The sequence below is a fragment of the Streptomyces canus genome, assembly GCF_041435015.1.
Lineage (GTDB): Bacteria > Actinomycetota > Actinomycetes > Streptomycetales > Streptomycetaceae > Streptomyces > Streptomyces canus_G.
Genome location: NZ_CP107989.1, coordinates 206,271 through 220,759, shown reverse-complemented (window position 1 = coordinate 220,759; position 14,489 = coordinate 206,271). Strand labels below are relative to the sequence as shown.

The window sequence follows — 14,489 nt, the reverse complement described above, 5'->3', positions numbered from 1 at the left end:
CTGGTTGTCGAGGTGGCGGAGGGCGGTCAGGCGTCAGGGTCGACTTCGGGGTGCGTGAACCGCACGGGCTTGCCCAGCGACCGGGCGTAGACGATTTCGGCTCGAGTGCTGTCTCCGATGTAGTCGCCGACTACGAGCACCTCGTCAGCGAGCCGGATCTTCGCCCGGTGCAGATCGTCGAGTCGAACCTTCAGCGCCTCGGCCTCGGAAGGATCGGACCACAGTTCGTGCGGCGACTTCATGTCACAACCCGGTTTGACGACAATCTTTCCGGCTTTGGTCTCCCGCAGATCGGCCTCGGTCATCTCGGTCATGAAGCGGGTGGAGCCGCAGATCACGACGATACGCGGGAGGCTCAGCTGCTTCTTCGCGTCGGCGAGCTTCTCCTCGGGGGTGAGCAGTTGCGGGTATGACACTGGTTCCTCCTGGTGGCGTGGTCCAAGGGGTGCCTGCGGAGACGAGAACGAGGGTGTCCAAGATCATTTAGTGACGAACGACGTGGACACCCTCGCGACAGCACACTATGCGACGACCGACGACCATCCTGAAAGGAGCATCCCGAGCTGGCGCCGTGGCGCCCGCCGGTCGGCATGACGCCCCGCCTGAGCGATGCCGAACTGGTCACCCTCGCCACGATGCAGGCCATACTCGGCTCCGCCACCGAGGCCGAATGGCTCCGCCAGGCCCGTGCCCACCCGAGCCACGTCTTCCCCTACCTGCCCCGGCAGCCCGGCTACAACAAGCGGCAAGGCCGCTGGTCCGATGCGAAGCGTCAACCGGATCCTGGCCGCCACCACCTCGGTGTGGAGCGACGACGTAGGGGCCGTGGGCTCCACCCCGGTGGAATGCCGCCGCACCCGCGAGACCGTCAAACGCTGCGACCTGGCAGGCCGGGCCGATTACGGCTACTGCGCCCGCTACAGCCGCTACTTCTGGGCCTGCGCCTGCACCTGGTGGGCATCCTTCAGGGCCTGCCCATCGCCTTCGTCCTGACCGGGGCCAAGGCCGACGAACGCGAGACCCTCCTCGACCTCCTGGCCGCCGGATGCGAGCCTCTGCGAGAGCGCCCCCGACAGAGTCTCATCGGCGACCAGAGCTACTTCGGGCCGTCGTTGCGAAGGCGAACTGTCCGAGCATGGAGTCCAGTTGCTGCGGCCTGCCCGTAAAGGTGAACGGGAACGGCCTGGCGCAGCTCCGTCCGATGAGCACCGGTCGCTGCCGAGGGCAGCGGCGCTGCCCTCGGCCGGCCCCCAGCCCTGGCCGAGCATGTGGCAGCGGCAGGCGCGACGTTCGCGATGCCGACTGTCCCGCCTCCCGCTCCGGTGAAGCCGACAGGGGCAGGGGCACAACCATAGGCACGTACGCGAATACGGTGCTCAGTCACGGCATGCCCAAGCGCTTGCGGTGGAACGGAGAAGGGCCGGCGTTCGCCAGGACGGCAGCGCAGTCGGCGTTGGCGGCGCAGGCCTGGCCGGGGTTACGAGGAGGCAGGAGGGTGTTGTCGGCGAAGGCGAGGCGGTGAGGTTCTCCGCACCCCTCCTCCGGGTTCTGCTTGTCGGCCGGCGGCCAGGCTCCGGGGAACTCCCGTCGTTCGAGCCATTGGGGCACGGCGTCGTCCCAGAAGTTGCCGCGGTAGCGCACGTTCTGGACGGGGCGGTTGCCCCATTCCTCGCTGCAGCCGCCGATGGAGGCGACGTAGTCGTAGACCGTGTTGCGGTCCACGGTGGCCCAGTTGGTGCTGTCGTCGGTGTAGATGCCGACGTTCCAGTCGCCGTGCTTGCTGTCGGTGACCGCGTTACCGCTGATGACGGCCCCGTCGGCGAAGGAACTGCCCTGTTCGCCGCGCAGGTAGATGCCGCCCCCGTCCTCGAGGATCCGGTTCGTCGCGAAGACGCGGTTGTCGAGGAGGCGGTTGCGGCGCATGATGCCCCGCAGGTCGTCGCCGGGCCCGGAGAGGATGCCGGTGTAGGGCACGTCGTTGACCTGGTTGTGCGCGATGGTGGTCTCCTGGGTCGCCGTGTCCCAGATGCCGGAGGCTGCGTGGTAGTCCGCGCCGATGTGGTGGATCCAGTTGTTGGTGATCCGGTTGCCGCGGTTGGTCCCCTTCTGGTCGGGCGGGACCACTCCCATCAGGATGCCGCCGTCGGAGACGTCGCTGATGACGTTGCCGTCGACGACGTTGTACGAGCTGTTCTCGGAGAACTCCAGTGCCTGGGCGCCCAGGTGGGTGAAACGGTTGCCCTCGAAGGTGATCCGCTCGGCGGTACGGAAGGCGACCGTGCCCGGCACCGTGAGCACCTTCGCGTCCTCGCCCTTCCCGGGCCGCAGGTACATGCTCCACGCCGAGGGAAACCCGGCGGGTTCGCTGGGCGCCAGCCAGGTGGCGTACGCGAACGTCAGGCCGCGGAAGCCGACGTCGTGGAGGGGGCGGCCGGGCCGGCCGGTGCCGGTGACCAGGGACTCCAGGACCGGGGCGACCACCCTGGCCTGGCGCATGTCCTCCGCGGGCCGCGGGAAGTAGAGCAGCTCATGGTGTCCGGGCCGGGAGCGGTCGAGATACCAGCTTCCGGGTTTGGGTGCGAAGCCGGGGGAGTTCTCCACGCTGCTGGGGGCTTCGAGTAACTCCGTGCCCCCGTACAGCTTTTGGGCCAGATCCCAGCATGGCTGGTCCATGGTGACGGTGGTCCGGCGGGCGCTTGCGGAGATCCCCGTGACTCCGCAGCGGCCTTCGAGATAGCCGGCTCGGTAGACGAACTCGATGTCGCCGGGGTTCCGCCAGGTTCGGGGGACGGTACTGGTGGTGACGTAACCGGTCCTGGTCGCCTTCAGCGTGCCCGGGAAGCCTGTGCCGTCGTGCGTGAGTCGCGTGGCGCGCCGGTCATCGACGTAGAGCTGGCGGGTCTCGAGCCCGCCCACGTCCGCGCGCCAGAACCCCTTGAGCCGTCGGTCCGGCCGCCACCCGGAGATCCGACGGCCGCCACTGATCGTCACCCGCTCCTGCCGCGGTGTCCCGTAGCCGTACGGCTGGTAGACCACCCGGTGGCCGCCCCGGCCGGAGTCCCCCGCGGCCTCCGACAGGCGCAGTGGCGCCTTGAGGCTGTAAGTTCCGCCGCGCAGGTTCACCACCAGGTCCGATGTCATCCGCGGTGCCCGGGTGCGTACGGCCTGTTGCGCGCGTGCCGGTGTGGCGAAGGGCCGTTTCAGGGTGCCGGCCCAGGAGTCCTTGCCCCAGGGGGCGACGTACAGCTGCGTGGGAGTCGCCGTTGGGGCCGGTAGGGCCGTTGCCGCAGACGGCACGGCCGCCATCGAGAGCCCGGTCGCCACCGCCGCCCGCGTGATGACGCCAGCCCTTGTGCGGGTCCGGAAGATCGCCATGCTGCCTCCTCAACGTAAGGAAGTTCCACCCTGGGGCAGCACGAGATGGTGCGCAGTCGTCCTGAGGTAGCGGCATCGTCGACCAAAGTCGGAATCGCGGCCACCCGTGGTTCGCCTCAGCAGATCCAGATGTGGCCGGCCGATGGATGGACCGCGGTGAGTATGGGTGGCTGCGGTGATCCACCGCAGCCACCCATACCGACTCGCACACCGGGCACACCTGCCGGCCCTCGTCCCGCTCCAGCGCGGCTTGCGGGGCCACCACCGGTGAGGGGTACGGCGCGACGTGCCTACGGGGCCATCTCGTACGCGCCGGACAGAGCCTCGACCTGCTGCCAGACTCGCTCGGTGCGCGCCGGGTCGACGACGGGCCGCCGGACCGCGCCCAGCGCCCACTCCTGCTGGTTCCGGGTCGCCGAGTCCTTGCCGTGCAGTTCGACGGCATGTGCGGAGAAGTCCCTTACCAGGACGGCGAAGAGTTCGTCGAGCACGTCTTCGCCCAGGCCGGTGAGGCGGGCCTGTTCCAGGACGAGCTGTGCGTGGACGACGAGGGCGAAGAGCTGGCCGACGGCGAGGAGGAGATCGAGGTCGCGGCTCTGCTCGGCGTCGGGGGCCGCGGTGGCGACGAACTCGCAAAGGGCGTCGGCCTGTTCGCGCAGGCGAGCGACGTTGGGCAGGTGCCCGAACGTTGCGAAGGCGGGCCGCCAGTCGTGGAAGCGGACCGAGCCGAGGCCGCGGGCCGGTCCTTGCCGGAACAGGAAGGTGTCGTCGGCGGCGTCGAGGCGGGTCGGCACGTCCGGGAAGTGGGCCGGGTCGAGGAGGTGGCTGCGCATGAACTTCAGGATCAGCGCCAGGTTGACGTGGACCGTGCCCTCCAGCTTCGGCAGTCCGCGGATCTCGACGGCCGCCTGGGCGAAGTAGTTGTCCTTTTCGAAGCCCTTGGCGGCGATGACGTCCCACATCAGGTCGATGACCTTCTCGCCCTCCGTGGTCACCTTCATCTTCGTCATCGGGTTGAAGAGCAGGTAGCGGCGGTCGTCGGGGTCGGCACAGCGGAAGTAGTCGACGGCGCGGTCGCTGAACAGCTTCATTCCGACGAGCCTGACGTAGGCGTCGGTCAACTCGCGCCGCACGTGCGGGAAGGCGGTGACGGGACGGCCGTAGAGGACGCGGTTGTGGGCGTGGGTGACAGCCTCGTACATGGCGTGTTCGCAGATGCCGATCGAGGCGGTGCACAGGTTGAACTTGCCGACGTTGACGGTGTTGAGGGCGGCGTCGAAGGCGGCGCGGCCGGTGTGCAGGACGTCCTCGGCCCGGACGGGATAGTCCTCCAGGCGGAACTCGCTGACGTACTTGGACGAGTCGACGACGTTCTTGACCAGGTGGTAGGCCGGGTGACGGCTGTCGGCGGCGAAGAACACGTAGCCGTCGGGGCCCTCGACGTCGCTGCGGCGACCGAAGACGGAGACGAGTCCGGCGGTGTTGCCGTTGCCTATGTAGTACTTGGAGCCGGTGGCACGGAAGCCGCCGTCGCCGTCCGGATCCAGCAGCATGTCGGTGGAGTAGATGTCGGCGCCGTGAGTCTTCTCGGACAGGCCGAAGGCGAACACCTCGCCCTGGGCGAGGAGTTGGGCGGCGCGGTCGCGGGCGGCGGCGTTGTCGCTCTGCCAGACCGGGCCGAGGCCGAGGATGGTCACCTGCCAGGCGTACCAGTAGTCCAGGCCGTAGAAGCCGAGGATCTCGTTGAGCGCGGCGATCCGGGCGGTGTCCCAGCGCTTGTCCGCCTCGCTCTCCCCGGCGGCGGAGGAGGGCGTCAGGAAGGTGGCGAACAGGTTCTCCTTCGCGGCGAAGGCGAGGAAGTCACCGAGCCAGACGCGCGTGCGGTAGTCCTCGACGAGCTGCCGCTTCCCGCGCTCCTCGAACCAGTCGACGGTGGCACGCAGCAGGCGGCGCGTCTCGGAGTCGAAGTGCGCGGGGTCGTAGGTGCGCGGGTTGAAGAGGAGTTGGTCAGCCATGGTGAGGGCCCCTTAGGTCTGGAGGACAGGTAAGAAACAGCGAAGTCTGAGGCTGGGGGAGCGGGAGGAACGGAGCGGCGGGCGAATGCGGCGGTCAGTGGCCGGCAGGGCCGAAGCGGGCCAGCGTGGCGAGCACATCGTCCAGCCAGCCGATCATCATCCGCTCGTAGGCGATGCCGCCGCGCAGGACGACGTGCTGGAGCTCGCGTTCCGCGTGCAGTGGTGCGTCCGGCGCTGCCGCGTTCGCCTCGGGCCCTGTGAAGTCGCGCTCCTCGCCCGCGAGGTAGTGCGCCAGCCGGTCGCGGTGCGCCTGCCGGTGACGCTCCACCTCTTGGATCAGGGCGGCCGGGTCGTCGAAGGCGGCACCGCGGATCTTCACCGCCAGGTCGTGGCGGACGCTCTCCGGCTCGATCGGATCGTGCAGCCACGAGGACAGTGCGGCCAGGCCGAGGTCGGCGACGGAGTACTCCTTCTTGTCCGGCCGCCCGTGCTGCGGGACGTCACGGGCGTCGACCCAGCCGTCGTTCTCCATGCGCTTGAGCACGCGGTAGATCTGCTGGTGGGTCGCGGTCCAGAAGTAGCCGATGGACCGCTCGAAACGCCGGGCCAGCTCATAGCCGGACCCCGGTTTCTCCAGGAGCGACACCAGGATCGCGTGTTCGAGCGCCATGGCGACGATCGTGCTATGCAACTCGTTGCATAGCAAGCCCGCCCACGCCGATGCGACGCGGCTCACCCCGGCCGGGGGCCTTCGCGGGAGTCGGGGCTCTGCCCGGGGACACCAGGGAATCGTTCGGAGCGAGCTGCTCTCCACCCGCATCCGCCCAGTTGTCCGCGGTCCCTCCTGCGGCACAACTCCCTCCCCACGCCGGGGTTGACGTGCTGGCAGGAGGGGCGACGGCCGAGGGCTACCTCCTGGGTGAGCACGGCTGACCAGGCCGGCCCGGGTTCACAGCCACCGCTTGGCTGCTTCGACACTGTCGCCACCGCTGGTGTTGAACGCGATCGCAGCCTTCCGCGCATGCCGTCGGACCAGGTTCACGACCTGCTCGAAGAGCGGCAAAAGAGGTTCCGGCTTGCGGATCCCGCCACCGATGACGACGACGTCCCAGTCACGCTCGGACAGTGCCGCGATCATCGCGGGCTCTGCTGACTCGTCCAGCGCAATCAGCGTCATGGATGCATCGATGGCATGGTCACCGAAACGTGCCAGTTCCTGGTCGAGAGCCGCGCGGATCACGTCCCCGTCCATGCCAGGCACAGTGTTCGGATCGACTCCGAGAATGAGAACGGAAGGCATGTCCGGGAAGACGATCAGCCGCCTTCGCTGGTTCCCGAGGTGCAACACTCCTGTGTGAGCACCGAGGCCGCTGCCAGGGCGGACGGCCACCTGGGGAATTACGTGAAGTTGGCCCTGGGGAATGGGAATTACGTGGTCGTCCACAGGTCATCGCGGTTCGACTCCCTCGCCCCCTCCGCCGACGAATCACCGGCGCAGGACGCCAGTGCTCTGACCGCGTTGGTTCGCCGGGGTGGTGGTCGCAGCGGTTGGATGTGCGGCGACGTCCGATCCGACCACTGGAGGTTCGGTGCCCGATCCTGCGTGTGCGCAGTCTGACCGACGCATGCCCTGCACGCCTACCTGCACTGGCGCAACGCCAACGCCCGCCACCCGGGCGTCCTGGCCGCCGGAACGCAAGGAACGCGCCCGGATCCGCAGCGAGAATGGCACCCGCTGGGGCGGACGCCCGCTCACGACCGTAGCCTGACCAATTCGGCGAACTGATGGGGTGGCAGCACCAGGTCACATCTGTCAGGGGCAGTCCAGGGTCGTGATCAGGGTGATCACTGATGGGCAACGGCGGCTGCACGCAGCAGAGTTGGCGTGGTCAACAAGTGCCATAACGCCGTGGAGGAGAAACCTCGATGCGTATCCGCCTCGCCGCCACCACCCTCGCCCTGGCCACCGCTCTCACCGCCGGCGCTGCCCTGCCCACGGCCGCCGCCACACCTGCTCCCAGTGCCTCGGCTTCCGCGAACCCCACCGTCCAGGACATCCTCGACCACCTGCCCGACGACGTCGTTGCGGGCGCGCTGATCAGACGGGACGGCGTGAGCGCCACCGCCGGCCCAGTCACCGCTGACGCCCATGTCCGGATCGGCAGCGTCACCAAAGCGTTCACCAACACGGTGGTGCTCCAACTCGTCGCCGAGCACCGGATCGGCCTGGACGCACCGGCGCGGAGGTACGTCCCCCAGGCGCTGCCCGAGGAGTACGACCGCGTCACCGTGCGCCAGCTCCTCGACCACACGAGCGGCCTGCCCAAGCCCGCCCCGACCCCTGGCCCAGCCGACGGACCCGGATGGCAGCTCAAATCCGTGACGCCCGAAGACTTCCTGCGCGACTCGTTCGCCGCAGCCACCGACGCGCCGCCCGCACCCGGCTCCGAGCAGCAGTACAACGGACTCAACTCCTTCGTCCTCGGCCTGATTGTCGAGAAGGTCACCGGCCACTCCTTCAACAACGAACTGCAACGCAGGATCATTTGGCCGCTGCACCTGAGGCACACCAGCCTGCCCGCCGCCGACGACCCGACGATCCCCTCGCCTCACGCGGAGGTGTACCTCGATGGGCAGGACGTGACCGAGCAGAGCCCATACCCGTGGGCCGAGGGAGGCATGGTCTCCACCGCCGCTGACCTGGACCGCTTCATCACCGCACTGTTCCGGGGCAGCCTGCTCCCACCCACCCAGCAGAAGCTGGTCTTCGAGGTACCGAACGTGAAGAGCGCCGCCGGCAACACGAACTGCGTTGGCCAGGCTGCCTGCTACAGCATCGGCGGACTCCTGCGCTACCAGCTCCCAAGTGGCGAGTACGCGTGGGGCAAGACCGGTTCCCGCCCCGGCTGGGACAACGGGCTCTTCGCCACCCGCGACCTCCGACACCGCGTGGTGTACTCCCTGAACCCGACAGGGACCGGCAATGACCTTCCGTACATCAAGGCGATCGTCAACGCCGCGCTCGCCGACTGACAGCCGTACCTCCCATCCCGTCCGGTGCATGCCGACCAGCGACCGACGCCCGGGCAACCCGGCGAACCAATGCGGTCACAGCACTAGACGCCCTTCAGGACACGATCGAGTGCTGCCCGGCCTACGGGTCCCCAGTGCGGCTTGCCGCCGGGAAGGCCCCGGTCTCCGTTCTGCCCCATGAGCATCAGGAAGAGGCTCTTCATCGCGGCCAGCCCGCGGGCGCGCCGGATCGCCGCCTCGTCTGCGTGCGCGTACCTGTCGAAGAACCGTGAGGCGGTGCCCGTGGGGAGCAACACCCATGCGGCGGCGAGGTCCCACGCCGGATCGCCGGCGAACATGTCACCGAAGTCGACGATGCCCGAGAGCGTTCCGGCTGAGACGACGACGTTCGCGGGATGGAGGTCGCCATGCACCCACACCGGCGGGCCCTGCCACGCGGGGGCTGCAACGGCGTCGTCCCAGACGGACCGGACGTCGGCAGTGATGTCGTCGTCGGGGGCAACGGCCCGGAGGAAGTTCTCGAAGCCGTCCGTGCAGTTCCTGGGATGGGCGCCGCGGTCGGCAGCTATCGGTGCCTCGGAGGGCGCCTCCACATGGAGCGCCTGAAGGAAGCCCGCCAGTGTGTCGGCCGCGTGGCCGCCGCGGCTGATCGTGCCGTGGTCCAGCGGCTCGCCGTCCACCCACGTCATCACGGTCCAGTGCTTGGGGAAGCGCTGAGACGGTTCGCCGAACCGTACCGGGGTCGGTACCGGGAGGGGCAGGCGCGGAGCCAGCACGGGTAGCCACCGCCGCTCCTTGAGCTGGAGCTCCGGAGTGGGATCCATGCGCTGCATGCGCACGGCCAACTCGTCCCCGAGGCGCCACATTTGGTTGCCCCAGCCGCCCGCCACCTCGCGGATGGCCAGCCCCGCAAGGTCTGGATGTTGTTCCTGCAGCAGGTCGCGCACGAGGTCTGCGGTGATCTCGATCTCGGTGTCGGTCATGCGACGTCACAGTACTGAGGCGGCAGGCGGAGCGGCTGACGCACTGCGGATCATCTCCCTGTGATTCCTCCGGCATCACCAATTCGGTTTCTGAGAGCTGCAGATCAGGAGATGGCACCACTCGAAATGGTTCGGAGCATGGCACGAGCTCCGCAGTACACACCTGAGCCCTCTCAGCCTGAAGGCGCACCCACCATTCCGACGTGCCCTTGGCCCATGGCCCGAGAGGGGGGAGTGGCCCACGTCGGCATCAGGTCCGTAGCCGGGATGAGGTGCCGACTCGGGTAGATCCCCGAACGGGTGAGGGTGGCCGTACTCCCTTGCCCGGCCATCCCGCCGGTCAGCGGCTCCTGTCCCGTCTCCCTCGCGGTTGTCCTCCCCCTTCCGGAGCCGGGCCTGGGCGGCACTCCCAGGAAGAGTGCGGGAACGGCTGGGGCGTAGTCTCAGCCGGATCTCTGCAAAACCATCGGCGCCTTCTGCTCATCGCGTGTGGATCACGAACCTCTTTGCCGGCCGCATGGTCCGCGCCGCCCGTGTGTGTGCCGCGAACTCCCCATTGCCATCGGAATCGTGCATGGCCGGAGACGGCACGGCGGTGTGGGGCCGCCTCACAGCATTTGGCTCGCCCGGGTGCACAGTGCCCACGCCTCGGTGAACAGAACACTCCTGGTGGCTCGTCCGGCTTCAGTCTTCCCCTGCTCTGCGCCAAGCCCGCCCCAGTCACCTCCAATGGAGTGGCCAATCTCATCCTATGGCGGAGCAAAGAATTCCTTGCGGCACTGCCGGTTCGCCCGCCTCGGATTTACGTTCCTCTCGCACCCTGTCATGTCACGTTCATTGGGCATCTCGGGTCAGTTGAATGTCATGCTCATGGCTGCGCGGTTTCGCCGCCGCTACGCGCGTCACGGGCCTGCCAATCCAGTGCGCATCCCCACGTCAACGGAGGCAGAACCCCATGCGTGAGTCACGTCTGAGCAAGCGGAGACGGAGTCTGCGAAGACTCTTCGCCGTCTCCTTCCCGGCCCTCGCCCTCACCGTCGCCGGACTCGTCGCGGCACCGACGGCCGGCGCCCAGCCTGCTGTCGCCCACCCGCACACCACCAAGGTCACGCAGAACAACAAGGCGCTGACCGACCCCGCGCGTCAGACCTTCCACTCCACCGGCAAGGCGGGGCAGAAGGTACCCACCACTCACCTGTGCGCCACCGCGGAGCCGGGCCACGCGTCCTGCTTCGCCCAGCGCCGCACCGACATCAAGCAGCGCCTCGCCTCGGCGCTCGCCGCCGCGGCCCCCTCCGGCCTTTCCCCGGCCAACCTGCACAGCGCCTACAACCTGCCCACCACCGGCGGCAGCGGCCTGACGGTCGCCGTGGTCGACGCCTACAACGATCCCAACGCCGAGTCGGACCTCGCCACTTACCGCTCGACCTACGGTCTCTCCGCCTGCACCAAGGCCAACGGCTGCTTCAAGCAGGTCAGCCAGACCGGTTCGACCACCTCGCTGCCGACCAACGACAGTGGCTGGGCCGGCGAGGAGGCCCTCGACATCGACATGGTCAGCGCCGTCTGCCCGAACTGCACCATCATCCTCGTCGAGGCCAGCTCCGCGAACGACACCGACCTCGGCATCGCCGAGAACGAGGCGGTCTCGCTCGGCGCCAAGGTCGTCTCCAACAGCTGGGGCGGCGACGAGTCCTCCTCCCAGACCAGCGAGGACACCTCGTACTTCAAGCACCCGGGTGTCGCGATCACCGTCTCCTCCGGTGACTCCGCCTACGGCGCCGAGTACCCGGCGACCTCCCAGTACGTGACCGCAGTCGGCGGCACCGCCCTGTCCACGTCCTCCAACTCCCGCGGCTGGACCGAGTCCGTGTGGAAGACCAACTCCACCGAGGGCACCGGCTCCGGCTGCTCGGCCTACGACCCCAAGCCGAGCTGGCAGACCGACACCGGGTGCACCAAGCGGATGGAAGCCGACGTCTCCGCGGTCGCCGACCCTGCGACCGGTGTGGCCGTGTACGACACCTACGGCGGCTCCGGCTGGGCGGTCTACGGCGGCACCAGCGCCTCCGCCCCGATCGTCGCCGGTGTCTACGCCCTCGCAGGCACCCCGGGCTCCAGTGACTACCCGGCGAAGTACCCGTACACCCACACCTCCAACCTGTACGACGTGACCAGCGGCAACAACGGCTCCTGCTCCCCGTCGTACTTCTGCACCGCGACCACCGGCTACGACGGTCCGACCGGCTGGGGCACCCCCAACGGCACCACCGCCTTCGCCTCCGGCGGCACCTCCGGCAACACGGTCACCGTCACCAACCCGGGCAGCCAGTCGACGACGACCGGCGGCTCGGTCAGCCTGCAGATCAGCGCGAGCGACAGCGCGGGCGCGGCCCTTTCATATACCGCCAGCGGGCTGCCGACCGGCCTGTCCATCAGCAGCTCGACCGGCAAGATCACGGGGACGGTGTCCACCGCGGGCACCTACCAGGTCACCGTCACCGCGAGTGACTCGACCGGCGCCTCCGGCTCGACGTCCTTCACCTGGACCGTCGGCTCCGGCGGCGGTACCTGCACCTCGACGCAGCTGCTCGGCAATGCCGGGTTCGAGTCGGGCAACACCACATGGACCGCGTCCAGCGGGGTCATCACCAACTCCACCAGCGAGGCGGCGCATGCCGGTTCCTACTTCGCCTGGCTGGACGGCTACGGCTCCGCGCACACCGACACGCTCTCGCAGTCGGTGACCGTGCCGAGCGGTTGCAAGGCCACCTTCACCTTCTACCTGCACATCGACACCGCGGAGACCTCGACCAGCAGCGCGTACGACAAGCTGACGGTCACCGCGGGCTCGACGACCCTGGCCACCTACTCCAACCTCAACAAGGCCTCCGGGTACGCCCAGAAGTCTTTCGACCTGTCCTCGTACGCCGGCTCCACCGTCACCCTGAAGTTCAACGGAGTGGAGGACTCCTCCCTCCAGACCAGCTTCGTCGTGGACGACACCGCCCTGACGACCAGCTGATCCCCCCAAGGGGAGTACCCGATCCCGCACGCGGAGACCGTCCGCGTGCGGGACACCCGTTATTCCCTCAGTCGAACACCGCCGGCGGTCTTGGATGACGCGTTCGCAGCTGGGTGTGGACAAGGGCGGCCCACGCACTGGGAGCAGGTGTTCATGACGCTGATGGCCCAGCCCGAAGGGGGGCCGGGTGGCGATCCGGACGGCCACTCGATCGGGGGTGCGCCGACGAGCACCCACGGTGTTGAGAGCCATGCCCGTGGGTTTCGTGGTCATCGGGATGAGGGGTGCCGCCGTGTGGATGCGCGGTCGCGCGTCACCGGCCAGTTCCGCCTGGGCGCCGTCGGACGCCTACATCACCGGTCGGCGATGTTGTGGGAAGCAGTCCGGTTGGCGTGGGCAACGACCCCGCACCCCGGGAGATGAAAAGCCCCTGGTCGACACGGTTTCGCTTGTCGAGGTGGCCGCACTGGGCGCACGTCTGCGAGGTGTACGCGGGATCAACGAAGACCAGGGGCACCCCTGCCCGCTTGGCCTTGCAGACGATGAAGTCTGCGAGCTGGGCGAATGCCCAGGAGCGGAGTGAGACCCTCCCCCACTGCCATAAGGGCGTGGGAGGTGCCACCAGGCTTGCGGAGCCGTACCCGGTTGCGGATGCCCTTGAGTTCTTCGAGCGACAGGCGGCGTCCGGTGCGTTCAGCCTCGGTCACGATCGTCTTGGAGATGATGTGGTTGGTTCGCGGCGTGCCGTGCTTCCTTGCGGGCACGGGCTTTGAGCCGCCGCTTGGCGCTCTTGGTGCGCTTCTTCTGGAGCGTGGCACGCAGGGCAGGCTGTCGCTTGCGGTACCGGCCAAGGCCCCGCCCGGCGGCGAGGTAGCCGGTGGAGGCCGGGACGTACGGCGTCCGTATCGGCGGAGCGATACGTCCCGGCGCGGGGAGGGATTCGCGTTGCCGGGCCGGGATCCTCGGCGAGGTGGTCAAGCCCGGCCGACGAGCTCGTAGCCGGCCTCGTCGACGGCGGCACGGACGGCCTCCTCGTCGAGCGGGGTGGTGGACGTGACGGTCACCACCCCGCTCTTGGCGACTGCCGTGACCGCGGTGACGCCCTCCAGTGCGGAAATCTCCTGCGAGACCGCGCCCTCGCAGTGACCGCAGGTCATACCGGCCACCTTGTAGACGGCGGTGACGCCGACGCCCTGGACGTCGACCGTGGTGTCGGAGCCGCAGGAACCGGAGCCGCAGCAGGAGCCGGAGTTCGTCTCGGTGGTCATGGCTTCTTCCTCCGAACGTGGGTGCGTGGGTGGTCATCGGAGAGAGGTGTTGCTTCAAGCCCCTCACCAGAGGCCAACACTATACCCCCTAGGGGTATATAGCGAGTCTGTGGTGCTGCCCACACGGGACTATCCGCGACGAGGTTCCATGCGCGCTCCGGCGTTCACCGAGGCGCGACCAGCCGCACGGTTCACCGCTGCCGCGGCGCTGGTCCTCGCCTTGGTCGCGCTGGACGCGGTCTTCCTGGATCAGGGCCGGCTGCTCTCACGGCCCGCCGCCCAGCGCGAGGACCGCTCCGGATGGTGTGCTCGTCATGGCCAGGGTCATGATCACCATGCCCGCGCCGCCGATGATGAGGTGGACCCGGTGACGGCCGCGTTTCCACCCGCCCTCGCGGGTGTGCCTGACCGCCACCGCCACACCCCCGAGCTCCGGGACGCCGAACCCCACCGCCCACCACATGCCGTAGCCCGCATACCGGCGGGCCGTCGCGAGCAGCGCCGCCATGGCGGTCATGGACAGGCCCATCAGCACGTCGCCGCCCCCGCGAATCGGGCCTCACCGCACGTGGTCACCACCCGGACCGCACTGACGGCGGCGATCGGCACGATGGTCCAACTGGGCGCCGTAACTGCCATGTTCACCTTCCCGATCGGGGCGCGGCGTTCGCCTCGACTGCTAGTGTCCTTAGTACGTTCTGGGGCTTGGGGGGCGTTCAGGTGGGCAGCGCGTACCGGCCGCGCGGATTGTCGCCGCAGGCCCGGAAGCGCTCATGGGGTGGGCTGCGGG

Annotated in this window: 10 protein-coding genes and 3 pseudogenes; 4 read left to right on the top strand and 9 right to left on the bottom strand. The window is 68.7% G+C overall.

Annotation, left to right across the window (positions count from 1 at the left end):
* Positions 1 to 26: 26 nt before the first annotated feature.
* Complete coding sequence (locus OG841_RS01040; RefSeq protein WP_328643269.1) at positions 27 to 416, bottom strand: hypothetical protein; 390 nt, start codon at positions 414 to 416, stop codon at positions 27 to 29.
* A gap of 70 nt (positions 417 to 486) precedes the next feature.
* Here OG841_RS01040 and OG841_RS48605 point away from each other — a divergent pair.
* Positions 487 to 1,191: pseudogene (locus OG841_RS48605) on the top strand (transposase); the annotation flags it as partial.
* A gap of 189 nt (positions 1,192 to 1,380) precedes the next feature.
* Here OG841_RS48605 and OG841_RS01030 read toward each other — a convergent pair.
* From OG841_RS01030 to OG841_RS01015, 4 genes are all read right to left on the bottom strand, one after another.
* The gene (locus OG841_RS01030; RefSeq protein WP_365122753.1) at positions 1,381 to 3,375 is read right to left on the bottom strand and encodes a right-handed parallel beta-helix repeat-containing protein; all 1,995 of its coding nucleotides are present in this window, start codon (positions 3,373 to 3,375) and stop codon (positions 1,381 to 1,383) included.
* A gap of 290 nt (positions 3,376 to 3,665) precedes the next feature.
* Positions 3,666 to 5,390, bottom strand: coding sequence for an acyl-CoA dehydrogenase family protein (locus OG841_RS01025; RefSeq protein WP_371562614.1), 1,725 nt, complete (start codon positions 5,388 to 5,390; stop codon positions 3,666 to 3,668).
* 94 nt (positions 5,391 to 5,484) lie between these two features.
* Positions 5,485 to 6,060: a PadR family transcriptional regulator gene (locus OG841_RS01020; protein ID WP_328643273.1), complete on the bottom strand. Its 576-nt coding sequence runs from the start codon at positions 6,058 to 6,060 to the stop codon at positions 5,485 to 5,487.
* A 279-nt stretch (positions 6,061 to 6,339) separates the two neighbouring features.
* Positions 6,340 to 6,690, bottom strand: coding sequence for a hypothetical protein (locus OG841_RS01015; RefSeq protein ID WP_328643274.1), 351 nt, complete (start codon positions 6,688 to 6,690; stop codon positions 6,340 to 6,342).
* A 321-nt stretch (positions 6,691 to 7,011) separates the two neighbouring features.
* Between OG841_RS01015 and OG841_RS01010 the strand changes: the two are divergent.
* Both OG841_RS01010 and OG841_RS01005 read left to right on the top strand, forming a co-directional pair.
* A pseudogene (locus tag OG841_RS01010) lies at positions 7,012 to 7,159 on the top strand (IS630 family transposase); the annotation flags it as partial.
* Between the two features lie 157 nt (positions 7,160 to 7,316).
* Positions 7,317 to 8,423, top strand: coding sequence for a serine hydrolase domain-containing protein (locus OG841_RS01005; protein WP_328643275.1), 1,107 nt, complete (start codon positions 7,317 to 7,319; stop codon positions 8,421 to 8,423).
* A gap of 83 nt (positions 8,424 to 8,506) precedes the next feature.
* Here the strand turns inward: OG841_RS01005 and OG841_RS01000 are convergent, their stop codons facing one another.
* Entirely contained in the window at positions 8,507 to 9,406 is a 900-nt protein-coding gene (locus tag OG841_RS01000) for an aminoglycoside phosphotransferase family protein (RefSeq protein WP_328643276.1), read from the bottom strand.
* A gap of 955 nt (positions 9,407 to 10,361) precedes the next feature.
* Here OG841_RS01000 and OG841_RS00995 point away from each other — a divergent pair.
* Positions 10,362 to 12,431: a putative Ig domain-containing protein gene (locus tag OG841_RS00995; RefSeq protein WP_328643277.1), complete on the top strand. Its 2,070-nt coding sequence runs from the start codon at positions 10,362 to 10,364 to the stop codon at positions 12,429 to 12,431.
* Positions 12,432 to 12,784: 353 nt separating this feature from the next.
* Here the strand turns inward: OG841_RS00995 and OG841_RS00990 are convergent.
* The 3 genes and pseudogenes from OG841_RS00990 to OG841_RS00980 all read right to left on the bottom strand — a co-directional run.
* Positions 12,785 to 13,313: pseudogene (locus OG841_RS00990) on the bottom strand (RNA-guided endonuclease TnpB family protein); the annotation flags it as partial.
* A gap of 92 nt (positions 13,314 to 13,405) precedes the next feature.
* Positions 13,406 to 13,699 carry a heavy-metal-associated domain-containing protein gene (locus tag OG841_RS00985; protein WP_328643278.1) on the bottom strand — a complete coding sequence of 98 codons (294 nt, stop codon included), beginning with the start codon at positions 13,697 to 13,699 and terminating at the stop codon, positions 13,406 to 13,408.
* A gap of 265 nt (positions 13,700 to 13,964) precedes the next feature.
* Entirely contained in the window at positions 13,965 to 14,234 is a 270-nt protein-coding gene (locus tag OG841_RS00980) for a DUF5134 domain-containing protein (RefSeq protein WP_371562606.1), read from the bottom strand.
* Positions 14,235 to 14,489 lie beyond the last annotated feature (255 nt).